Consider the following 24,112-nt stretch of genomic DNA (forward strand, 5'->3'; position numbering starts at 1 on the left):
TTTTAATTTTCTAATCATACCACTTTTCTAATAGGAAATCATCTGCATTTTGCACAAAAAAACCACCTGCATAAAGCGCAAGTGGTTAATTTATTATTTTTCTAAAATAGTTGGTTCACTTGGTGGAATCGAGCGAATTGCAAGGAATACAAAGATCATACTTACAACCATATTGATTTCCATTCCAAAAGGAACAATTACTTGTAAAGCCTCCATAACCATCGTGAAAACAGCAGCTAATGTAATACTATAAGAAGCTATCATCCAGTTTTGGCGGAAAGCAATACCCGTCCGACCGAAACCAGAAAGAATAAATCCAAATAACGCATAAAGAGCTACTCGGAAGAAAATCGATCCAAGCGTAAAGATGAACAGAACAAGCAAGGCGATAGGAATAAAGTATTTCGCTAGAGATTCAATGGACGTATACAAATTCACTAAATCAGCTTTATTACTAATTCCAGCCGTATCATAACTTACAGATTGAGAAACACCAGCAGCAGTTATATAGATACTATCTGATAAAAAGGCTACTGCGCTATCATAAGAAGCAATTTTATTATCAACATCATCTTTATCTAAAGTTCCAGAGGCATCAAAATAAATATGTAATTCATCTTGGTCAATAGAGATGGGTATATTTTTGACAGAATTGTCCGTTAAGACTAATTTTCCATCTGTGACTTTAAAATCAGGAATTTCATTTGTAATTGTTTCTTCGCCGACTTTCAGCGCATTTTTTGTCGTAACGTTTGTAAAATATGCTAATGGAAGGAAAGTAACAAATGATAAAACAATAATGTAAACGATACTTTTTCTAATTTTATCATTTCGAAACGAAGCAATATCCGCAGGGGAATACAAACTCTTCCAGAAGCGTTTAAAAATATTCATTCTTTTTTCAACACCTCACCTAATGGTTTAACTTTTCATTTTCCGGGAAAAAGATACATGTATGTGCAAAAGAACGTAATTTTTCCACCTAAACTTAATCATAGCTTGAAATGAATGCAAAATCAATATTGAAACATCACTGAGCAGAAAAATTGCAAGCGTTTCTAGGTCGTGGTAGGCTAAATGGTGTAAAGAGAAACGTTATTTATGGCGTTAACTAGTTCTATAGGAATAGGATGTATATCTTTCGCCTTATAAGTAATTTCTTTTCACGTAAAATAAAAACAATACAAGGAGGAATTTTTAATGACTTACGAATTACCTAAATTACCTTATACTTATGATGCTTTGGAGCCAAATTTTGATAAAGAAACAATGGAACTTCATTATACAAAGCACCACAATACTTATGTTACAAAACTAAACGAAGCGGTTTCAGGACATCCTGAACTTGCTGAGAAACCTGTTGAAGAATTAGTTGCTAACTTAGATAGCGTTCCTGAAGATATTCGCGGCGCTGTACGTAACCACGGTGGCGGTCATGCTAACCATACATTATTCTGGTCTATCCTTAGCCCAAATGGTGGCGGCGCTCCAACTGGTGACTTAAAATCTGCTATCGAAAGCGAATTCGGTACATTTGATGATTTCAAAGAAAAATTCAATGCAGCAGCTGCAGCACGTTTTGGTTCTGGCTGGGCTTGGTTAGTAGTTAATAACGGTAAACTAGAAATCGTTTCTACTGCAAACCAAGATTCTCCATTAAGCGATGGAAAAACTCCTGTTCTAGGCTTAGATGTTTGGGAACATGCTTATTACCTTAAATTCCAAAACCGTCGTCCTGAATATATCGACACATTTTGGAATGTTGTTAACTGGGATGAAGCTAACAAACGCTTTGACGCAGCTAAATAATAATAGAAAGGCTCACTTCGGTGGGTCTTTTTTTATTTCTAATGAATTTCTAATGAACTTACAGTGGAAAAATGATGTTTTTTCAGCTACAATAGGGAAAGGTATTATTGAAAAGTGAGGTAACTTTGCGTGAAACTAAATTTTAGAAAAAAGAAAAAAGATTCCACTAAGAAGAAACGCGCCATCATTCCACTACGTTTAAATATTCTATTCTTTATAATTTTTATATTATTCTCCGTATTAATTTTACGACTTGGTATTGTTCAAATCGTGCAAGGGGATACGTACAAACGTCAATTAGAAGAAACAGATAATGTGACCGTTTCTAAGAATGTTCCACGTGGCAGTATTTATGACCGAAACTACAACTTATTAGTTGGTAATTCAGCAGTCAAATCGATTACCTACACAAGAAGCCAACAAACAGAAACTTCAGAAACACTTCACGTAGCTCAAACTTTACAAAAATTAATTACAATTGAACCAGAGAAACTAACCGATCGCGATTTGAAAGATTATTGGATTTTGACACATCAAACCGAGTCTTTAAATCGTCTATCTGCAAAAGAACAAGCGCTAGAATCTTCTAAAGCTTATAAAATCCAAGTTGAAAAAGTAACGAACGATGATATAGCTAAACTAACTACAGAAGATTTAAAGGTAGCAACAATTTATAAAAAAATGACAACAGGATACGCAATGACTGAGTCCGTTATTAAGAATAAAGATGTAACAGATGAAGAAATTGCCCGTGTTAGTGAAAACATGGATAGCTTACCAGGAGTTGATACAACGACAGACTGGAATCGCTATTACACTTATGACGAAACATTACGTTCTATTTTAGGTTCTGTTTCGACAGCAAAAGAAGGTCTACCAAAAGATAAAGCTGAGTACTACTTGTCTCAAGGATATAGCCGAAATGACCGTGTTGGTAAAAGTTATTTAGAAGCCCAATACGAAAGCGTTCTAGCTGGTTCAAAATCCCAATCTGAGAGCGTACTTGACTCTAAAGGAAATATAATCGAAACAGTAAGTAAGTATGAAGGATCAAAAGGAAAAGACTTAGTTCTTTCCGTAGATGTAGAATTCCAGAAAGCCGTGGAAGATATTTTACGTAAAAATATTAAACAAGGTAAACAATATGCTGGTTCTGACTTATTTGATCGTGCATTTGTAGTCGCAATGGACCCATATTCTGGAGAAGTTCTAGCACTTGCTGGTCAAAAACTAAATGACAAAGGCGAGTTTGATGACTACTCCTTAGGAACATTCACCACTGCTTATGCAATGGGTTCCGCTGTCAAAGGTTCCACAATTCTTGGGGGCATCATGGACGGAGCAATTTCAAACAAAACGGTATTCACCGACCAACCAATTGCATTAAAAGGAACCAAACCGAAAAGTTCTTGGTTTAATAGAACCGGAGCAGGTAACCGACCACTTGATCCAGTTGGCGCACTAGAAATCTCATCTAACTCATATATGTATCAAGTGGCAATGAAGATGGGTGGCGCTAAGTATGTTCCAAATGGTCCACTAAGAGCTCCACTAAGTACATTTGATGATATGCGTTATTATTACAATCAATTTGGTTTAGGCGTTAAAACAGGTATTGATCTTCCTGGAGAACAAGTTGGCTACAAAGGGGACGACCAAACAATTGGTAAAATTCTCGATTTCGCCATCGGTCAGTATGATTCTTATACACCGCTTCAAATGGCGCAATACGTTTCAACAATCGCAAATGGAGGATCTAGAATTGCACCAAGTATGGTAAAAGAAATCCGCAATCCTAGTACAAATGGTGATTCTGTTGGAACTCTTGCAACCGCTAATGAACCAAAAGTTTTAAACAAAATCGGCGTTTCAGATAATGACATCAAAACAGTCCAAAAAGGTTTTTATGAAGTAACTCATGGCTCAACTGGTACAGCTAGAACAGTCTTTACATCGAGTGATTATGACGTTGCAGGTAAAACAGGAACAGCTGATGCCTTCTATGATGGACCAAAAGAAGGTAACAAAATGGCCAGTGTTTGGAATACAACATTTGTCGGTTATGCACCAGTTAAAAAACCAGAAATAGCGATTTCTGTAGTAGTACCTTGGATTTATCGTCCATATGGTACAGACCAAAAAACAAATATGAAGATTTCTAAAGAAGTTTTCGATAAATATTTCGAACTGAAAAAAGAACGTGCTGAATCCAATAAAGATGCTTCTAAAGTTGAACAACCAATTAACAATAAAGAAGCAGCTGCAAAAGCACAATCTGAACAAACCGAAAATTAATCAAAAAACCACTTTCATTCTTGTGAAAGTGGTTTTTTACATCTCAAACTGACAAACAATTAAAAAAATGGTGACTAATATAGATAAAAAACTGCGAAATGGCTTTGTTTATGGTATGATAAAGTAAGTGTAAAATTAACCAGATTTCTGTTTTAAAGCAGAGATACGAGGATTAAATTGAAGGAGGAATTGTAAACTATGACAAAAAGCTATCATGTCGCAGTTGTAGGTGCTACTGGTGCAGTTGGTACCCAAATGATTGAATTACTAGAAGAGGCGGCGACTTTCAAGATAAAGCAAGTTTCGTTCTTGTCTTCTATTCGTTCTGCTGGAAAAAAATTATCCTTCCGTGGGGAAGAGGTAACTATTCAAGAAGCTACACCTGAGAGCTTTGAAGGCGTAGATATTGCCTTATTTAGTGCTGGAGGTTCCGTTTCTAAAGCACTTGCAAAAGAAGCTGTAAAACGTGGAGCCATTGTAATTGATAATACGAGCGCATATCGCATGGATCCTGAAGTGCCGCTTGTTGTTCCAGAAGTAAACGAAAAAGCGCTATTCTCACATAAAGGTATTATTGCTAACCCTAACTGCTCTACAATTCAAATGGTAGCAGCACTCGAACCGATTCGAGAAGCTTATGGTTTAAATCGAATTATTGTTTCTACTTATCAAGCTGTGTCTGGCTCCGGAGTAAGTGCTATTCAAGAACTTAAAGACGGCAGCAGAGCTCTTTTAGATAACAAAGAATTCACGCCAGAAATCATGCCAGTAAAAGGCGATAAAAAGCACTATCCAATTGCATTCAATGCCTTACCACAAATTGACGTTTTCACGGACAATGATTATACATACGAAGAAATGAAAATGATCAATGAAACGAAAAAAATCATGGAAGACGATACTATTAAAGTTTCTGCTACATGCGTTCGAATTCCAGTTGTTAGTGGACATTCAGAAAGTGTTTACGTTGAAATAGAACAAGAGGGAGTAAGTGCAAAAGATATTCAAAATGCATTAAAAACAGCTCCTGGTGTCGTTCTTGAAGATGATCCGGCAAATCAAATTTATCCGCAAGCCATTCAAGCTGCTGGTAAAAAAGAAGTGTTTGTTGGTCGCGTTCGCGCTGACATTGATGATTCTAAAGGCTTCCATATGTGGATTGTATCCGACAACCTACTTAAAGGCGCTGCATGGAATTCGATTCAAATTGCTGAAAGCTTAGTCAAACTAGCGATTATTTAGAGGTGTAAGTAATGAAAATCATAGTACAAAAATTCGGCGGCACATCCGTCCAAAATGAAAAAATTCGTCTAATGGCTTTTAACCATATAAAAAATGCCCTTAAAGACGGCTATAAAGTTGTAGTTGTTGTGTCAGCAATTGGTCGTTACGGGGATCCATATGCAACCGACACACTTTTAGAACTTATAGGAGCAAAAGATACTAAACTAACTGCTAGAGAGCAAGATACATTGCTGTCAGTTGGAGAAACTATATCTGCTTCTGTTTTTACTAATATGTTAAAAGAGGCAGACATTAAAGCAGAAGCATTTTCAGGTGGTCAAGCAGGTATTATTACATCTAATAATCACTTGAATGCAAAAATCACCGAAGTCGATACAAAGCGCCTAAAAAAAGCGCTTGAAACACTTGATGTAGCTGTTGTTGCTGGTTTTCAAGGAATCACTGAAAACGGCGATATAACAACACTTGGTCGCGGTGGCAGTGATACTTCTGCTGCAGCTCTTGGTGTATCTTTACAAGCAGACTATATTGATATTTTCACTGACGTAGACGGTATGATGACAGCAGATCCACGTATTGTCGAACATGCGCGTTCACTTCCACGAGTAAGTTATAATGAAGTTAGTAATATGGCTTACCAAGGAGCAAAAGTCATTCATCCGCGCGCAGTAGAAATAGCGATGACTGCTAAAGTACCGATGCGTATCCGTTCTACGTATTTAGAAAGCACAGGAACTCTTGTCACATCTTTAGCGGATGATTCCGGTCATTTCGATGTAAAAGAACGAATGGTAACAGGAGTTGCACACGTTACAAATTTAACGCAAATTTTTGTGAAAACCGATACAGTAAAGGCACAACAACAAACTTTCAAAATATTAGCAGATGCAGGAATCAGCCTAGATTTTATCAATATATCAACTGATTCTGTCATTTTTACAGTTCCAGAAGAAAAACGTCGCGTCGTCAAACAACTTTTAGAAGAAGCAAACTTACAAACAACGGTTCGTGAAGACTGTGCAAAAGTTTCTATCGTTGGTGCTGGAATAACCGGAGTTCCTGGTGTTACAGCAAAAATCGTAGGAGCATTATCCGAAAAAAACATCCCAATTTTACAATCAGCGGATAGTCATACAACTATTTGGGTATTAGTAAGAGAAGAAGACTTAATTTCGGCAGTCAATGCCCTTCATGACGTATTTTGTTTGGAAATTAAGTAAGGAGGAAATGAAAGATGGATTTAGGGAAAGTAATTACAGCAATGGTCACGCCAATTCACCCAGAAAAAAATAAAGTATGTAAAAAAAGAATTCATCATCTCGTGAATCACTTAATAGATAACGGCTCAGATGGTTTAGTAATCGCTGGAACAACTGGTGAATCTCCAACTTTGTCACATGATGAAAAAATGAAATTATTCCGCCAAGTAGTGGAAACAAATGCAGGACGCGCGAAATTAATCGCTGGCACAGGTTCTAATAATACAGCAGAAACGATTGCTTTTACAAAAGAAGTAGCAGAACTGGGCGGAATTGATGCTGTCTTAGTCGTTGCGCCGTATTATAACAAGCCAAATCAAGATGGTTTATACGCTCATTTTGTTGCTGTTGCGGAAGCTTCTGATTTACCAGTAGTTATTTATAATATTCCAGGACGTAGTGTTGTTAATATCGAACCAGAAACAATTATTCGTTTAGCAAAATTACCAAATATTATTGGTGTTAAAGAATCAAGCGGCAACTTAGACAATATAAGTAAAATCATTGCTGAAACTTCCGATGATTTCCTCGTATACAGTGGAGATGACAGCTTAACCTTGCCAATTTTAGCAGTTGGAGGGAATGGCGTAATTTCCGTTGCAAGTCATGTGGTAGGAAATGAAATGCAAGAAATGATGCAAGCGTTTGAAAGCGGGGACGTAAAAAAAGCAGCAAGTATACATCGCTCGTTATTACCATTAATGAACGGTCTTTTCTCTGTGCCAAACCCAGCGCCAACTAAATACTTATTAAATCAACAAGGTATTAGCGTTGGACATGTTAGATTACCACTTGTAGATTTGAATGCTGAACAAGGAACGAAATTACAAGCTATATTAGAAGGACTTTCTAAATAGTTCAAAGGAGGTCTACGCTTTGACAATAAAAAAAGCGAAAAACATAAAAATCATTCCACTCGGCGGTGTCGATGAAAGTGGCAAAAATTTATATGTAGTAGAAATAGACGAAGATATCTTTATATTAGATGCGGGCTTAATGTTCCCAGAAAACGAATTACTGGGAATCGATATTGTTATCCCTGATTTCAAATATTTAGAAGAAAACAAAGACAGAGTGAAAGCCATTTTCTTAACTCATGGTCATGAAGATGCGATTGGTGCACTGCCATACTTACTTCAAAAAATTAAAGCACCTGTTTACGGTACTGAGCTAACAATTGCACTTGCAAAGTCAGCGCTTAAAGAGCACCGCAAACTACGCTTTAAAAATTTCCATGTTGTTGATGCAGAAACAACCTTATCTTTTTCTAAAATTGATGTGTCATTCTTCCGTACGACACATACAATTCCTGATTCTGTCGGGATTGTACTTGAAACAAGTGAAGGTTCCATCATTTATACTGGTGACTTTAAATTTGATCAATCAGCCAAAGATGGATATGCTTCTGATTTAAGTCATATTGCCGAATTTGGTGAAAAAGGAGTACTTGCTTTACTTTCAGATAGTTCAGAAGCAGAGCATCCTGGCACCACATCAAGCGACAGTTTAATTGAAGAAGAAATTAGACATGCTTTTAGAATGGCAGATGGTAGAATTATTGTTGCTTGTGTGGCTTCTAATTTGATTCGTTTGCAGCAAGTACTTGACGCATCCGTTGCTACTAAACGTAAAGTCGCTATTGTTGGTAAAGAATTAGAGCGTGTATTTGAAATAGCAGGTAGCTTAGGTAAAATCGTTATTGAGGAAGACTTGATTATTCCTCTAAAAGAACTTAAAAAATATAATGATGAAGAAATCACTATTATTGAAACAGGAAACTTAGGTGAACCAATTCAATCATTACAACTAATGACTAAAGGTAACCACCCTCAATTTAATATTAAACCAGGAGATACGGTTTATATTACAACAACTCCATCACCATCACTTGAAACGATGATGGCGAAAACGATGGATATGCTCTATAAAGCTGGAGCAAAAGTATTAACGATGAGCAATAATCTTTTTATCTCTGGCCATGCAAGCCAAGAAGATTTGAAATTAATGCTTAACTTGTTAAAACCTAGATATTTCGTTCCTGTTCACGGTGAATACCGGATGTTAATTAGTCATGCGAAATTAGCTCATGAAGTTGGCATAGCGAAATCAGAAGTATTTATTGTCGGTAAAGGTGAAATTTTAGAATATAAAAATGATAAAATGACTGCTGGAAACCGTGTCTATTCTGGAAATACACTAATTGATGGGTTAGGTGTAGGAGACGTTGGAAACATCGTACTGAGAGACCGTAAGTTACTTTCTGAAGATGGTATTTTCATCGTAGTTGTTACGCTTAATCGTAAAACTAAAACAATTACTTCCGGACCAGAAATCATTTCACGTGGCTTTATCTATGTGCGTGAATCTGAGCATTTAATTGAAGAATCATCCAAAGTCGTAACAAAAATCGTCGAAAAAAACCTCCAAGAAACTGGCTTTGAATGGGCTAAATTAAAACAAGATATTCGCGATCAATTAAATCGCTACCTATTTGAGCAAACAAAACGACGTCCAATGATCTTACCAATCATTATGGAAGTCTAGTATGAACTGCTGCACCTCGATGTGCAGCAGTTTTTTTCGTTTAAAAGTAAAATAGAGGGGAAAACAAGCTAGGAAGGAGTGATTCAATTGACAGAATTTACATATGATGTAGTTATAATCGGAAGTGGTGCTAGTGGAACAACCGTGGCTTTTGAAGCGCAGGCAGCCGGTCTAAAAGTAGCGATTGTGGAAGAGCGTAGTTGGGGCGGCACATGTGTCCTTAGAGGCTGTGACCCCAAAAAAGTGTTAGTCGGGGCAGCAGAAGCAAGAAATCTTTCCACAAGATTACGTGGCAAAGGTATTAAAGAAGCGGCAACAATCAGCTGGACAGATTTAATGGCATTCAAAGAAACATTTGTAGAAGATGTGCCTGAAAGTCGCTTGGAAAGTTTTCAAGAAGCTGGGATTGAAACGTTTTTTGGACCAGCAAGTTTTCAAAACGAAAATACTTTGCAAGTTGGTAACGACATACTAAGTGCTAAAAAAATAGTGATTGCAACCGGCGCAACACCAAATACACTTAAAGTAGAAGGTCAAGAACATATTCAAACGAGTGATGATTTCTTATCACTTGAAAAACTTCCGGATTCAGTTGTTTTTATCGGTGGTGGTTATATTTCTTTTGAATTTGCATCAATTGCGCTAGCTGCAGGGAGAGATGTGCATATAATTCATCATAATAGCGAACCATTAAAGAAATTCGATCCCGATTTTGTAGCTGCCTTAGTTGCTACACTAAAAGAAGAAGGCATTCATTTCCATTTTGATACTGATATTACTAAAATTAATAAAAATGGTGAAAAACTTCATATCGAAGGTAAAAATGGCTTTTCACTTGAAACGGACTTAATTATCGGAGCAACTGGAAGAACGCCCAATATTGCTCATTTAGCTCTAGATAAAGCAAACATAGACTATACCAAAAAAGGCATTACAGTAAACGAGAAACTACAAACACCTAACCACGCACATATTTATGCATGTGGTGATGTAGCCGCTACAAAAGGCGCTCCGTTAACACCAGTTGTCAGTATGGAAGCAGCATTAGTAGCAAAAAATATTTTAGGCGGCAATGAAAAAATCGATTATCCTGCCATACCAAGCGTTGTTTTTACTAGTCCAAAACTTGCAAGCATTGGCATAAGCATGGAAGAAGCAAACGCCAATCCAGAAAAATATCAAATTAAAAACCATGATACAACGAACTGGTATACGTACAGAAGAACGAACGAAAAAATCGCCCTCGCAAAAATCATAGAAGACCGCGAAACTGGTCAAATTAAAGGTGCTCACTTCCTAAGTGAAGAGGCGGATTATATGGTAAATTATATCGCTATCCTAATGAAAGCTAACTTAACTTTGGCTGATTTACAGTCTGTCATATTTGCATATCCATCACCTGCAAGTGATTTAACTGCTTTGAACTAGAGCTTAAATATGTTATAGTGAGGGAGAAATTCGCATAAAAGGAGCAAATTAGATGGAAATTTGGATTATTGCCGGAATATGTGCATTCTTAATTTTTATCAGCGGTATTGTTGTGTTATTTTTCCCAGCCAAGCGAAAAATCGGTGCAATTTTAACAAGCGCTGGAATGTTATTATTGGTTGGTTCTATTATTGGCATCATTGTTAGTTTTTCACATTACCAACAAGTTCAAAATGATGTATTCAATTATTCTTCTAAAGGTACAAGCCAAGCTACTGCAGAAGAAACAAAAACCTATCAAATAAACTATGAAGATTCCGCAGATAATATTAAGAAAAAAATCACCTCTGTCACGGTCGAAAAGAAAGAAACCTATTCAACAGTAGAAGGCAAGTCAGTTCCTGGCAGTATCACAATACAATTAGAACTAACAAACAATGCAGCTAAAACTCTCGAAACCTATCCGAATCAAGGTCAACTTGAAGCTAATAAAATGGATATAAATGGAGGAGACGCTGTTCTATCTGATTTTGAAACCACAGAAATCGAACCTGGTAAAACAGTAAAAGGAACAATCGTTTTTCCAGTAGAAAAATTAGATAAAGTTTCTGATATTACTTGGATTTCTTATAGTTTCCTAAGCTATTTAAAAGATTCTTCAACACCAATTACAACAGAAACAGGTAAAATCGAACTTAAATAAAAAAACAATATCCCGGAAATGGGATATTGTTTTTTTATTTATTCAGCTACATTCATAACTTCTTTTAAATATTCATCATAAGAAATTTCTTTATTATAAAATTGATCTTTTGATAAATTAATAATACGAGTAGCGATTGTTTGTAGCAATTGATGGTCATGCGATGCAAAGATCATAGCGCCTTTGAACGCTTCAAGACCATTATTTAACGCAGTGATTGATTCTAAGTCCAAGTGGTTAGTAGGTTCATCAAGTAAAAGAACATTTGAACCTGAAAGCATCATTTTGGATAACATACAACGAACTTTTTCTCCACCAGATAAAACGCGTACTTTTTTCAGTACTTCATCACCACTGAATAGCATACGGCCAAGGAAGCCGCGTAAGAATGCTTCACTATCATCTTCAGGAGAGAACTGACGTAACCATTCCACAAGACTCATGTCGTTTTCCTCAAAGAACTCTGAGTTATCTTTCGGGAAATAGCTTTGGCTTGTTGTGATGCCCCATTTATAGCTACCTTCATCAGGTTCCATTTCACCAGCAAGGATTTGGAAAAGAACGGTTTTAGCAACTTCATCATCGCCAACTAAAGCAACTTTGTCATTACGGTTAATCGAGAAGGAAAGATTATCAAGAATCTTCACACCATCAATTGTTTTAGACAAGTTTGTTACTGTTAGAAGGTCGTTCCCAACTTCACGGTCCGGTTTGAACTGAATGAAAGGGTAACGACGACTAGAAGGTTGAATATCTTCCAGCGTGATTTTTTCGAGCATTTTTTTACGACTTGTTGCTTGTTTGGATTTCGATGCATTCGCACTGAAACGAGCAATAAAGTCTTGTAATTCTTTCATTTTTTCTTCTTTTTTCTTATTACGATCGCCCATCATTGTTTGTGCTAATTGGCTTGATTCATACCAGAAATCATAGTTTCCGACATATAATTTAATTTTGCTGAAATCAAGATCCGCAATGTGCGTACATACTTTATTTAAGAAGTGACGGTCATGGGATACTACGATAACAGTATTATCAAAGTTGATTAAAAATTCTTCCAACCAGTGAATCGCACGGATGTCAAGGTGGTTGGTAGGCTCATCCAGAAGTAAGATATCTGGTTTACCGAATAAAGCTTGCGCAAGAAGCACTTTCACTTTTTCTCCACCAGTTAAATCTTTCATTAGTTTGCCGTGTAAGTCAGTAGGGATACCTAAGCCATTTAATAAAACAGCGGCGTCAGATTCTGCTTCCCAACCATCTAATTCAGCAAATTCGCCTTCAAGTTCAGCAGCGCGAATACCATCTTCATCACTGAAATCTTCTTTCATGTAAATGGCATTTTTTTCGTCCATAATTTTGTATAGACGTTCATGTCCCATTATTACAGTGTTAAGAACAAGTTCATCATCATACTGGAAATGATCTTGGCGAAGGACAGCGAGACGCTCACCTGAACCAATATGCACATTACCACTTTGAGAATCAAGCTCGCCAGAAAGCACTTTTAGGAACGTTGATTTACCAGCACCGTTTGCTCCAATAAGACCATAACAGTTACCTGGTAAAAATTTAATTGAAACATCTTCAAATAGCTTTTTATCGCCGTAGCGTAAGCCAACATTATTTACAGTTAACATTTTCTTCCTCCAATACTAAGTTACTTCTTCTTGAAATCAGAAAAAGCACAATTACTTCTATTTTAACATGGTTAGTTCAGCAAAGAAAGCTTACACGCATAAATAAATGTTATAATTGAAAAATAAGGAGGGAAGCTAAATGGATTATCAGCAAACTTTACAAGAAAAAGTCGCGCTTTGCCTTAGTTTGCAAGGTGCAAAGGAAACATTTCCATTTGATTCTAAAACACATGCTTTAACAATTGGCGCGAAAATATTTGCGCTCATCCATATGTATCACGGGGATTTATATGTCAGTGTTAAATGCCAGCCTGAGAGAATTGATTTATTGCGCGATGAATATATGAGTATAAAACCCGGCTATCACTTAAATAAAAAACATTGGATTACACTTGTGATTAATGAAGAATATGATGTCGAAGCGGAAACAGAATTTGCTTTAATTAAAAATAGTTATCAGCTGATTTTTGATAAACTACCAAAAAAAGCTAAAAACACTGTAAGATTTTCTGCAAATGATTAAAGAAAACAAATAATTCTTTACAAAAAAACATCTCATGCTATAATGATTGTTGTACGATAATTTCATAGACGTTACCACAGGGGGGGCTTCTTAGCTGAGATTGAATCCGCGTGTTTTTGGATTCTGACCCTTTGAACCTGTTCGTTAATACGAGCGTAGGGATTGTGGCGATTGCATTTCTAACAATAGAAACTGCTTTCTTCTGGGGTACGTTTTTGACCAAAAAGAAGAGGGGAGTTTATTTTTTATGCAAAACAAACGATTAATTATTTTACTTGAATGTGCTATCTTTGCTGCAGTTGCGATGGTACTAAGCTTTATCCCGCTAGACATTGGTTCCAGTTTTTCGATTTCACTAGGAATGATTCCAATGTACGTTATTGCAATTCGTCGCGGTTTTTGGGCGGCTGGATTTGCTGGGCTTTTATGGGGGTTACTACATTTTTTAACAGGGAAAGCTTATATTTTAATGCCATCTCAGGCAATTATTGAATATATCCTAGCCTTCAGTTTTATTGCTTTCAGCGGCGTATTTAGTAAACAAGTTCGAAGTAATTTAGCTGCTAACCAATTAAAAAAAGCCATCGAGTGGGCGTGGGGAACCATGATTATTGGTGGTGTGGCTAGATATTTCTGGCATTATGTAGCTGGCGTTTTATTTTGGGGCGCTTATGCTTTTCAAGGTTGGGGAGCACAACTATTTTCAGCAGTGATGAACGGAGCTAGCTGCCTCGGAACCGTCGTCGTTTGTGGAATAGTTATTTCGATACTACTCAAAACAACGCCTAAATTATTCTTACCTAAATAAAGGAAAGCCCTGTTAGTAAATGCTAATAGGGCTTTTTAGTATGTTATAATAGAATAAATACTGTATTACAGCTTAACACAATGCTCATTTTTACGATTATAAGTTTAGCAGCGATGTTCTTTACGTGCCACAAGTACGAAATCATCTTGTTTAGTAACTTCCGTTTGAATGCCACACTGTCTTTAAGCTGTTTTTTTGTATTTAAAAAGTTTAAATCATTACTAGTTAGGGAAAAGATTTACCGATTGCCAATTTTTTTGGTAGTGGTAAAGAAAAAATGGAGGTGTATAAGCGTGTTAAAATTCGAACACGTAACGAAGACTTATAAAGGGGGCAAAAAAGCTGTTAATGATCTAACACTTAACATCGATAAAGGAGAATTTGTTTGTTTTATCGGTCCAAGTGGTTGTGGGAAAACGACGACAATGAAGATGATTAACCGGCTTATTGAACCTACAGAAGGAAAAATATTTATTAATGATAAAGACATCATGGCGGAAGATCCCGTCAAACTAAGACGTTCTATTGGTTATGTTATTCAGCAAATTGGCTTGATGCCACATATGACGATTAGAGAGAATATCGTCCTTGTACCAAAATTACTTAAATGGTCCGAAGAGAAAAAACAAGAACGGGCGAAAGAATTAATTAAATTAGTTGATTTGCCAGAAGAGTTTTTAGACCGCTATCCTTATGAATTAAGTGGTGGACAACAACAACGTATCGGTGTTTTGCGAGCGCTTGCAGCAGAACAAAATTTAATTCTAATGGATGAACCATTCGGAGCACTGGATCCAATTACTCGGGATTCTCTACAAGAAGAATTCAAGAATTTACAAAAAGAACTTGGAAAAACAATTATTTTCGTTACCCACGATATGGATGAAGCGATTAAACTCGCAGACCGTATCGTTATTATGAAAGCTGGCGAAATCGTTCAGTTTGATACACCAGATGAAATTCTACGTAACCCGGCAAATTCATTTGTAGAAGATTTCATTGGTAAAGACCGTCTAATTGAGGCAAAACCTGATGTTACACAAGTAGCACAAATTATGAACACGAATCCAGTGTCTATTACAGCAGATAAATCTCTACAAGCTGCCATTACAGTCATGAAAGAAAAACGAGTAGATACGTTACTTGTAGTGGATGAAGGTAATGTGTTAAAAGGATTTATAGATGTAGAACAAATCGATTTAAATCGTCGCACAGCAACTTCTGTTATGGATATTATCGAGAAAAATGTATTTTACGTGTATGAAGATACCTTACTCCGTGATACTGTACAACGGATTCTAAAACGTGGTTATAAATATATTCCTGTAGTTGACAAGGACAAACGCCTTGTTGGGATTGTAACTCGTGCCAGTTTAGTAGATATTGTTTATGATTCCATTTGGGGAACGATAGATGATGTGGCAGAAAATCAGGAGGAACAAGCGGATTCCGAAACGACAGAACCAGAAATGAAGCAGGAGGGATAAGCTATGGACGCAATTGTTACTTTTTTTCAAGAAAACGGCCATAACTTGCTTGTTCAAACATGGCAACATCTTTTCATCTCCTTATCTGCTGTAATTTTAGGGATTGCAGTTGCCGTTCCTGTTGGAATTTTACTGACGCGTTCACCAAAAGTAGCAAATTTTGTTATTGGCGTGGTTAGTGTTCTTCAAACGGTTCCTTCACTCGCTATTTTAGCATTTATTATCCCGTTTCTTGGGGTCGGTACATTACCAGCGATTATTGCACTGTTTATTTACGCACTTTTACCAATCCTGCGTAATACTTTTATTGGAGTTCGAGGAGTCGATAAAAATTTAATCGAATCTGGTCGTGGTATGGGCATGACGAATTGGCAATTAATCATTAATGTCGAAATCCCTAACTCTATATCAGTAATTATGGCTGGTATTCGTTTATCAGCTGTATACGTTATCGCTTGGGCAACACTTGCTTCCTATATTGGAGCTGGTGGACTTGGAGACTTTATTTTTAATGGCTTAAACTTATATCGTCCAGATTTAATTCTTGGCGGAGCAATCCCAGTAACTATTTTAGCCCTTGTAGTAGAATTCGCGCTTGGAAAATTAGAGTATCGTTTAACTCCAAAAGCCATCCGTGAAGCTCAGGAAGGGGGAGAATAACATGAAGAAAAAATTTATCGCGCTATTCAGTGTATTACTACTAACTAGTTCTCTTTTCTTATCTAGCTGCTCTTTACCAGGACTTGGAGGCAGTTCTAAAGATACAATACGCATTGGAGCAATGGCCACGACAGAATCACAAATCGTTTCCAATATTTTAAAAGAATTAATCGAACATGACACTGGCCTAAAAGTAGAAATTGTAAATAACCTCGGATCAACTATCGTTCAGCACCAAGCCATGTTAAATGGTGATGTGGATATTACAGCGACAAGATATACCGGAACAGACTTAGTTGGGCCTCTTGGAGAAGATGCTATTAAAGATCCTGAAAAAGCTTTAGCAGCAGTAAAAAAAGGATTTGAAGAGCGTTTCCACCAAACATGGTTTGATTCTTATGGCTTTGCTAATACGTATGTGTTTATGGTACGCCAAGATACTGCTAAAAAATACAACTTAACTACAGTTAGCGACATGCGTAAAGTAGAAAATGAGCTTACTGCTGGGGTCGATAATTCTTGGATGGAACGTGAAGGAGATGGTTATAAAGCATTTTCAAAAGCTTATGACATCGAGTTCAAGAAAATTTTCCCAATGCAAATCGGCTTAATTTATACCGCACTTAAAAACAATCAAATGGATGTGGCACTTGGTTATTCAACAGACGGCCGTATCCCAACATATAACTTGAAATTACTAAAAGATGATAAAAAATTCTTCCCACCATACGATGCTTCAGCTCTAGCAACAGATGAAATTTTAAAGAAACATCCAGAATTAAAAACTACTATCAATAAGTTAAAAGGTAAAATTTCAACAGAAGAAATGCAAAAGCTTAATTATGAAGCAGATGGTAAATTAAAAGAACCATCCATCGTAGCGCAAGAATTCTTGCAAAAAAATAATTACTTTGAAGGTAAAAACTAAGGAGGTGCCAAAAGATGGACACATTAAAACAATTAATTGATTATTACCAAACAAATGGAAGTTATGTCATGGAAGAGTTCTGGCGGCATTTCTTAATGAGTGCGTACGGAGTTATCTTCGCCGCAATCATAGCGATACCACTTGGAGTATATATTGCTAGGAAGAAACGCTTAGCTGGATGGGTTATCCAAATTGCCAATATCATTCAAACTATCCCAGCGCTCGCAATGTTAGCTGTACTTATGCTAATTATGGGTTTAGGAACGAATACAGTCGTTTTATCCTTGTTCCTATATTCTTTACTCCCAATTCTAAAAAATACCTATACGGGCATTAGAAACGTTGATGGGGCACTTCTTGAATCGGGTAAAGCGATGGGCATGACGAAATGGCAAGTGCTTCGTCTAATCGAAATGCCACTTGCTTTATCGGTCATTATGGCAGGTATTCGAAATGCGCTAGTTATTGCAATTGGTGTTGCAGCTATCGGGACATTCGTTGGAGCAGGCGGCCTCGGTGATATTATAGTCCGCGGAACCAACGCAACTAACGGAACCGCGATTATTTTAGCTGGAGCCATTCCAACAGCAGTCATGGCAATATTAGCCGATGTACTTCTTGGATGGGTCGAACGTACTTTAAATCCAGTTAAAAACAAAAGAAAAACATTAACCGAAGTCTTATAAAAACAATCGAAAACACAACCTACCAGCTTCATAAAAAGGTTGTGTTTTTCGTTTGACAAAGAATGTTTCCCGTAGTAAACTTTTTATCATAAACGAAAGAAGGTCAGGGAGCATGAAAAAGGAAAAAACAGAACGCACAAAACAAAGCTGGAGAAAAGCACAGAATGCTCCCAGCTTAAGCGAAGTAAATAATTCAGTAGCAATTCCAAAAAACGCAAAGTTCTTCCGGAAATTATTTGCATTTATGGGACCAGGTGCTCTTATTGCAGTTGGCTATGTTGATCCTGGAAACTGGGCGACATCCATTGCCGGGGGTTCGGAGTTTGGTTACACCTTATTATCTGTTATTTTAATTTCTAATATTTTAGCCGTTTTGCTACAATCACTTGCATCAAAATTAGGTATCGTGACTGGGCGCGATTTAGCTCAAGCATCAAGCGATCATTTTTCCAAACCGTTTGGCTTTGTCCTATGGATTTTAGCTGAATTAGCCATTATTGCAACTGATATTGCTGAAGTTATCGGTAGTGCGATTGCACTTAATTTACTCTTTGGCATTCCTTTGATTTGGGGCGTTTGTATAACAGCATTAGATATTTTTCTTGTATTATTTTTACAACATAAAGGTTTCCGCTATATAGAAGTTATTGTTATTACTTTAATGGTGACGATTCTTGTATGTTTTGGAGCTGAAATGGTCATGTCACACCCAGATATGCAAGCAATTGCGAAAGGTTTTATCCCGCAATCAGAAATCGTTACGAATCCAGCAATGCTTTATATCGCACTCGGGATTCTTGGTGCAACAGTTATGCCGCATAATTTATATTTACACTCATCGATCGTGCAAACAAGACAATACGCGCGAACAAAAGAAGGGAAGAAAGAAGCGATTCGTTTTTCTTTTATAGATTCAACATTCTCATTAACTATTGCGTTATTAATTAATGCATCTATTTTAATTTTAGCTGCTGCTGCCTTTTATACTACTGGACAACATAACGTAGCTGGAATTGAAGATGCCTATAAATTACTTAACCCAACACTTGGAAGTAGCATCGCCAGTACGGTGTTTGCGGTAGCTTTACTTGCTTCAGGTCAAAATTCGACATTAACAGGCACATTAGCTGGTCAAATCGTTATGGAAGGTTTCTTAAATATCCGTCTAAAACCAGTAGTACGCCGCTTATTAACCCGTGTACTAGCAATTGTTCCAGCAGTTATTATTACAGCACTTTATGGAGCAAATGGAATAAATGAGTTGCTTATTTTTAGCCAAGTAATACTCTCCATGCAACTATCTTTCGCTGTTATTCCCTTAGTTATGTTCACAAGTGATAAACAGAAGATGGGCGAATTCGTTAACTCACCATGGTTAAAAATAGTGTCTTGGTCTGTTGCAATTTTTATCGCAGTCTTAAATATCTACTTATTATTTTACACTTTAACTTCATTATAAAAAGAGAAGGTTACGATAATTATATTATGTAAACAATTAAAAATAATTTTCTCATTTCTTTCCCTCGAAATTTTCATCTTTATGCTATATAATTGAATTATATAATACTAATGGCGTAGTAAAGGTGTTGATTAACGATGACGGATAAACTATTAAAACAACATAAAAGGCTTTTAGAACAGCAACATAAACTACCGTACACAATCAAACTGGACGGCGAAGTTTTCACAATCATTATTTATACAAAATTAAACAAAGTAGCTGGAGTCACTGTACTAAACTCAAAAGACGAACCAGCAACAATGAAAGAAGCAGAAGCAGTAGTTAATCGCATTCAAAAGTATAATTTCTATTTTGAATACTTGGGTAAACGTGCTCATGTAATTAAAGAACGCGATAGCATTATTGCTGAAAAGATAGAACAAACACAATTAATTCTAAATGATAATACTATTTTTGGTGAACAAATGCAGCCAACGATTGATGAACTTAATTTAGCGATGGAAGTTTATAAACAACAACAACGCAAATTAGACGTTTATCAAGAAGATATTACTTTGCTCAATCAAAAAATTAAAATGCAAGGTGAAATTTTAGAAGAAGACTGGGAATCAGCTGAAAATCTTTCCATTGCGTTTACCAAAGCTGCATATGCGCAAAGTATCTATTTAGAAGCAACACGAAAGAATCGGAAACAATTAGCAAAATGGTTCCATCTCCATCAAAAAGAATTACCAACTGAAAAACAAAAAGCATTAGGAAAAATCGTATCTGTTCTAAGTGATACGAATGCTGGACTTGTATTTGATCAAATTATTTCGCTTAGACCTCTTCTTGAAGAAGGCTTAATGCTTGATCATGAGCAGTCCTTAACCCAACGTGCTGCTGAATTTAATAAAGAGTTCGAAACACATTGTCGTTTCTATAAACCTAATATTAATAAAGTGAAAAATTTAATCAGACAATAACAAAAAAGCTAAGTGGTTTTTACGCCACCTAGCTTTTTTCTATTTAATAATTCCTTGATCTTGTAGATAATCTTTAGCTACTGTATAAGCTGATTTACCATTTACATTCACTTCATAGTTCATTTTACGCATTTCATCGTCTGTAATTTTCCCTGCAAGTTTGTTTAATGGTTTTTTCAGTTCTGGATATTTATCTAATGTTTTTGTCAGCATAAGAGGTGCCCCTTGATAAGGAGGGAAGAGTTGTTCATCATCTTCTAGCACTTTTAGCTTGTACTGAGCAAGTTCACTATCAGTCGAATAAGCATCTAAAAGGTTAATGTCACCAGATTTAATTGCATTGTAGCGAAGTTTTGGTTCCATTGTTTTCAAGTTCTGGAAGGTAAGTCCATATTTATCTTGAATGCCTTTATATCCGTCCGAACGATCTTTAAACTCTAGTGTAAATCCTGCTTTAACCTGATCAGCTACTGGATTTAAATCAGATATTTTCTCTAATTTGTTTTCTTTAGCAAATTCAGGTGAAACAGCAAGCGCATAAGTGTTATTGTATTCCATTGGTTTTAAGTATGTCATATCAAAATCTTTTGCTAAACCATCACGTGCTTGTGTGTAAACTTTTTCTGGATCATGCGTTTTTGCGTTTTCTTTTAAGAAAGTTTCTAATACGGTACCTGTAAATTCAGGATAAATATCTATATCACCTGATTTTAAAGCATTAAATACAAAGCTTGTTTTACCCATATTAGGTTTCACATTAACTTTTAAATCCGTCTCATCTTCAATAACTAATTTGTACATATTAATCAAAATTTCTGGTTCTGCGCCTAATTTACCGGCAATTGTAATTTCTTTTTTATCGGAAGCAAAATAAGGAACGACGATGATTGCGGCAGTGAGTAAAATTCCTGCTGAAATCGTAATAATCGTACTTTTAAAGGATGCTTTTTCAAGGAATCGCAGTAAGAAATCAAACAAGATTGCGAGTAATGCTGCTGGAATTGCACCAAGCAGGATTAAACTATTATCATTGCGATCAATCCCCAGTAAAATCAAGTCCCCAAGACCACCAGCGCCAATTAATGCAGCAAGGGTTGCCGTACCGATAATTAATACCATAGCCGTACGTATACCAGCCATAATTACAGGCATTGCAAGAGGTAGTTGTACTTTGTATAATCTTTTCCATTTGTTCATTCCCATTGCGCGTGAAGCTTCGACAAGAGCTGGGTCAACTTCTTTTATCCCAGTATATGTATTCCGTAAAATAGGCAACAGGGCGTAGATTACAAGCGCAATAATTGCTGGAACTATCCCAATACCGACAAGTGGAATTAATAACCCAAGTAAAGCAAGGGAGGGGATTGTTTGAAAAATAGCAGCTACTTGAATAATTGGTTCAGCAAGTCGTTTATGTCTAGTTAAGTATATACCTAGAGGCAAAGCAATGAGTACAGCAATAAAAAGGGATACGAACGAAATCTGAATGTGTTGTACTAAGGCTGTGAATAGCTCATCTTTACGGACAGCAAATGTATCTAGTAATGTATTCATACAAGCTCACCCGAACTTTCAAGATGACGCGCTAAAAATTGCATCACATGTTTATTAGTAATCGTACCGATAAACTGACCGGTTTCATCCTTAACTGGAACCGATTGTTCTTCGGCAATGCGGCGAACTAGATTTTCAACTGGTTCGTTCGAGGAAATTCCCATCGTCCCGTCACTAGCTTGATAGGCGTAAAACAAATCAGCCTCTATTAAATCATTTACTGTAAAACTCGATTCTAAAATCGGTGTATTGAACGCGTGACCAGAAGCTAAGAAATCTTTAACAAAATCATTTTCAGGATTTTTTACAATTTCTTGTGGAGTAGCGACTTGGACAATTTCGCCATCTTGCATGACACAAATACGGTCTCCCAGTGCTAGAGCCTCTTGCATATCATGGGTAACAAATACGATTGTTTTCTTGATTTTCTTTTGAAGTGTGGAAATGTCTTGTTGTAAACGTTGGCGTGAAATAGGATCAAGCGCGCTAAAAGGCTCATCCATTAAAATAATTCCTGGATCGGCCGCAAGTGCGCGAACAACACCAACACGCTGCTGCTCTCCGCCAGATAATTCAGCTGGCTTACGATGGCGATAACTTTCCGCATCTAAACCAACGCTATCAAGCAATTCGGTAATTCGATCATGGATTTTTTCTTTACTCCATTTCTTTAACTCTGGAACAATAGCGATATTTTCTTCAATTGTCATGTGAGGAAAAAGTGCTATTTGCTGTAAAACATAGCCAATATCCCAGCGGAGTTCATGAATATCATAATCACTAATACGCTTTTCATTAATATAAATGGTTCCAGTTGTAAGTGGAATCAAGCGATTAATCATTTTTAACGTTGTCGTTTTCCCGCAACCACTAGGTCCGATGAAAACAAAGAACTCGCCGTCTTTTATGTCCAAAGTAACATTATTCACTGCTGTCTTATCATCGCTGTACTTTTTGGATACATTATCAAAACGAATCATTTTTTCATCCCTTTCTTAATTTAATCGAATGTATGTTCTATATCATATCATTTCTGATTTTAATTCTCAAGAACATATCATCCAATTACCCTAAATTATTACTATCTATTCCTATTTTGATAAAAAAACTATGGAATTCTTTGTAAAAGTGAGGTTCCATGATAAAATAAAGGAAGTGATTTTTCAAAATTACATCAATGAAAGGTTTGAAATAAATAATGAACAACTTGCAAGCACAATTTCCTCATATAGCTATTAAATTAAATGAACCCTTATCTAAATATACGTATACGAAAACAGGTGGAAATGCAGATGTTTTCGTTATGCCGAAAACAATAGAAGAAACGAAGGAAATCGTTACTTATTGTCATCAAAACAAATTACCACTTACAATTCTTGGAAATGGCTCTAACTTAATTATTAAAGATGGTGGTATTCGCGGAGTAATCGTACACTTAGACTTACTTCAATCCATTGAAAGAAAAAACACACAAATCATCGCAATGAGTGGAGCTAAGTTAATTGATACAGCAAAATTTGCATTAGATGAAAGTTTAAGCGGACTGGAATTTGCGTGCGGCATTCCAGGTTCGATTGGCGGTGCGTTACATATGAATGCAGGCGCTTATGGAGGCGAAATTAGCGATGTCCTTGAAGCAGCTACTGTTTTGACACCGTCCGGCGAATTAAAGAAATTAAAGCGTTCTGAGCTAAAAGCAGCTTACCGTTTTAGTACGATTGCTGAAAAAAAATATATTGTTTTAGACGCAACTTTTTCACTGGAATTAGAAGACAAGAACATTATCCAAGCGAAAATGGATGAACTTACCGCTCTAAGAGAAGCAAAACAACCTTTAGAATATCCATCTTGTGGGAGTGTATTTAAACGTCCACCAGGCCATTTTGCTGGTAAATTAATTCAAGATAGCGGCTTACAAGGTCATATTATTGGCGGCGCACAAGTTTCACTAAAACATGCTGGTTTTATTGTTAATATTGGCGGCGCGACTGCTACTGATTATATGAATTTGATTGCTCATGTACAACAAACGGTGCGTGAAAAATTTGATGTTGAATTAGAAACAGAAGTTAAAATTATTGGCGAGGACAAATAGCTATATTAAGTAGGAGGTTAT

General features: G+C 36.5%; 21 protein-coding genes and 1 riboswitch. Of the genes, 17 read left to right on the plus strand and 4 right to left on the minus strand.

Going from position 1 to position 24,112, the window contains the following annotated elements; translation table 11 throughout:
* Window positions 1-93 precede the first annotated feature (93 nt).
* On the minus strand, window positions 94-894 hold the full coding sequence (locus AC4PG0_RS01330) for a DUF1189 domain-containing protein (protein ID WP_003771843.1): 801 nt from the start codon (window positions 892-894) through the stop codon (window positions 94-96).
* 306 nt (window positions 895-1,200) lie between these two features.
* On the opposite strand from AC4PG0_RS01330, the gene AC4PG0_RS01335 reads away from it, so the two are divergent.
* The 8 genes from AC4PG0_RS01335 (at window position 1,201) to AC4PG0_RS01370 (ending at window position 11,283) form a co-directional block, all read left to right on the plus strand.
* Complete coding sequence (locus AC4PG0_RS01335; protein ID WP_003762264.1) at window positions 1,201-1,809, plus strand: superoxide dismutase; 609 nt, start codon at window positions 1,201-1,203, stop codon at window positions 1,807-1,809.
* A gap of 129 nt (window positions 1,810-1,938) precedes the next feature.
* Complete coding sequence (locus AC4PG0_RS01340) at window positions 1,939-4,104, plus strand: peptidoglycan D,D-transpeptidase FtsI family protein (RefSeq protein ID WP_010991552.1); 2,166 nt, start codon at window positions 1,939-1,941, stop codon at window positions 4,102-4,104.
* Window positions 4,105-4,302: 198 nt separating this feature from the next.
* Window positions 4,303-5,346, plus strand: a complete 1,044-nt coding sequence (locus tag AC4PG0_RS01345; protein ID WP_003771838.1) for an aspartate-semialdehyde dehydrogenase — start codon at window positions 4,303-4,305, stop codon at window positions 5,344-5,346.
* Between the two features lie 11 nt (window positions 5,347-5,357).
* The gene (gene dapG / locus AC4PG0_RS01350; RefSeq protein WP_003771836.1) at window positions 5,358-6,569 is read left to right on the plus strand and encodes an aspartate kinase; all 1,212 of its coding nucleotides are present in this window, start codon (window positions 5,358-5,360) and stop codon (window positions 6,567-6,569) included.
* A gap of 14 nt (window positions 6,570-6,583) precedes the next feature.
* Window positions 6,584-7,465, plus strand: coding sequence for a 4-hydroxy-tetrahydrodipicolinate synthase (gene dapA / locus AC4PG0_RS01355; RefSeq protein WP_112119864.1), 882 nt, complete (start codon window positions 6,584-6,586; stop codon window positions 7,463-7,465).
* A 19-nt stretch (window positions 7,466-7,484) separates the two neighbouring features.
* A complete protein-coding gene (locus AC4PG0_RS01360) occupies window positions 7,485-9,152 on the plus strand; it encodes a ribonuclease J (protein WP_492167691.1) in 1,668 nt (555 codons plus the stop codon).
* A gap of 87 nt (window positions 9,153-9,239) precedes the next feature.
* On the plus strand, window positions 9,240-10,580 hold the full coding sequence (locus AC4PG0_RS01365) for a dihydrolipoyl dehydrogenase family protein (RefSeq protein WP_185484654.1): 1,341 nt from the start codon (window positions 9,240-9,242) through the stop codon (window positions 10,578-10,580).
* A gap of 52 nt (window positions 10,581-10,632) precedes the next feature.
* Entirely contained in the window at window positions 10,633-11,283 is a 651-nt protein-coding gene (locus AC4PG0_RS01370) for a hypothetical protein (RefSeq protein WP_492167969.1), read from the plus strand.
* Window positions 11,284-11,321: 38 nt separating this feature from the next.
* Here AC4PG0_RS01370 and AC4PG0_RS01375 read toward each other — a convergent pair whose 3' ends face one another.
* Window positions 11,322-12,923: an ABC-F family ATP-binding cassette domain-containing protein gene (locus AC4PG0_RS01375; RefSeq protein WP_003771831.1), complete on the minus strand. Its 1,602-nt coding sequence runs from the start codon at window positions 12,921-12,923 to the stop codon at window positions 11,322-11,324.
* Between the two features lie 139 nt (window positions 12,924-13,062).
* Between AC4PG0_RS01375 and AC4PG0_RS01380 the strand changes: the two genes are divergently transcribed.
* The 8 genes from AC4PG0_RS01380 (at window position 13,063) to AC4PG0_RS01415 (ending at window position 20,442) form a co-directional block, all read left to right on the plus strand.
* A complete protein-coding gene (locus AC4PG0_RS01380) occupies window positions 13,063-13,446 on the plus strand; it encodes an MmcQ/YjbR family DNA-binding protein (protein WP_112119862.1) in 384 nt (127 codons plus the stop codon).
* Between the two features lie 69 nt (window positions 13,447-13,515).
* A riboswitch (TPP riboswitch) is annotated at window positions 13,516-13,626 on the plus strand.
* Window positions 13,627-13,693: 67 nt separating this feature from the next.
* Window positions 13,694-14,254, plus strand: a complete 561-nt coding sequence (gene thiT / locus AC4PG0_RS01385) for an energy-coupled thiamine transporter ThiT (RefSeq protein ID WP_003730347.1) — start codon at window positions 13,694-13,696, stop codon at window positions 14,252-14,254.
* A 293-nt stretch (window positions 14,255-14,547) separates the two neighbouring features.
* Complete coding sequence (locus AC4PG0_RS01390; protein WP_003762247.1) at window positions 14,548-15,741, plus strand: betaine/proline/choline family ABC transporter ATP-binding protein; 1,194 nt, start codon at window positions 14,548-14,550, stop codon at window positions 15,739-15,741.
* A 3-nt stretch (window positions 15,742-15,744) separates the two neighbouring features.
* Entirely contained in the window at window positions 15,745-16,401 is a 657-nt protein-coding gene (locus AC4PG0_RS01395) for an ABC transporter permease (RefSeq protein WP_003771823.1), read from the plus strand.
* Between the two features lies 1 nt (window position 16,402).
* Entirely contained in the window at window positions 16,403-17,329 is a 927-nt protein-coding gene (locus AC4PG0_RS01400; RefSeq protein ID WP_003771820.1) for an osmoprotectant ABC transporter substrate-binding protein, read from the plus strand.
* A gap of 14 nt (window positions 17,330-17,343) precedes the next feature.
* Complete coding sequence (locus tag AC4PG0_RS01405) at window positions 17,344-18,015, plus strand: ABC transporter permease (protein ID WP_003762244.1); 672 nt, start codon at window positions 17,344-17,346, stop codon at window positions 18,013-18,015.
* Between the two features lie 112 nt (window positions 18,016-18,127).
* Window positions 18,128-19,474 (plus strand): Nramp family divalent metal transporter, encoded by a 1,347-nt coding sequence (locus AC4PG0_RS01410; RefSeq protein ID WP_492167692.1) that lies wholly within the window; start codon window positions 18,128-18,130, stop codon window positions 19,472-19,474.
* Window positions 19,475-19,611: 137 nt separating this feature from the next.
* Window positions 19,612-20,442: a hypothetical protein gene (locus tag AC4PG0_RS01415; RefSeq protein ID WP_003771816.1), complete on the plus strand. Its 831-nt coding sequence runs from the start codon at window positions 19,612-19,614 to the stop codon at window positions 20,440-20,442.
* Window positions 20,443-20,481: 39 nt separating this feature from the next.
* Here AC4PG0_RS01415 and AC4PG0_RS01420 read toward each other — a convergent pair whose 3' ends face one another.
* Together AC4PG0_RS01420 and AC4PG0_RS01425 are read right to left on the minus strand one after the other, a co-directional pair.
* Entirely contained in the window at window positions 20,482-21,996 is a 1,515-nt protein-coding gene (locus AC4PG0_RS01420; protein ID WP_003771815.1) for an ABC transporter permease/substrate-binding protein, read from the minus strand.
* Window positions 21,993-22,976 (minus strand): ABC transporter ATP-binding protein, encoded by a 984-nt coding sequence (locus AC4PG0_RS01425; RefSeq protein WP_003771813.1) that lies wholly within the window; start codon window positions 22,974-22,976, stop codon window positions 21,993-21,995. The genes AC4PG0_RS01420 and AC4PG0_RS01425 overlap by 4 nt, the downstream gene beginning before the upstream one ends.
* Window positions 22,977-23,194: 218 nt before the next feature.
* Here AC4PG0_RS01425 and murB point away from each other — a divergent pair, with 218 nt between their 5' ends.
* Window positions 23,195-24,091 carry a UDP-N-acetylmuramate dehydrogenase gene (gene murB, locus AC4PG0_RS01430; RefSeq protein WP_045553043.1) on the plus strand — a complete coding sequence of 299 codons (897 nt, stop codon included), beginning with the start codon at window positions 23,195-23,197 and terminating at the stop codon, window positions 24,089-24,091.
* Window positions 24,092-24,112 lie beyond the last annotated feature (21 nt).

Source organism: Listeria sp. MAN/IMW/UF464 (genome assembly GCF_058683955.1).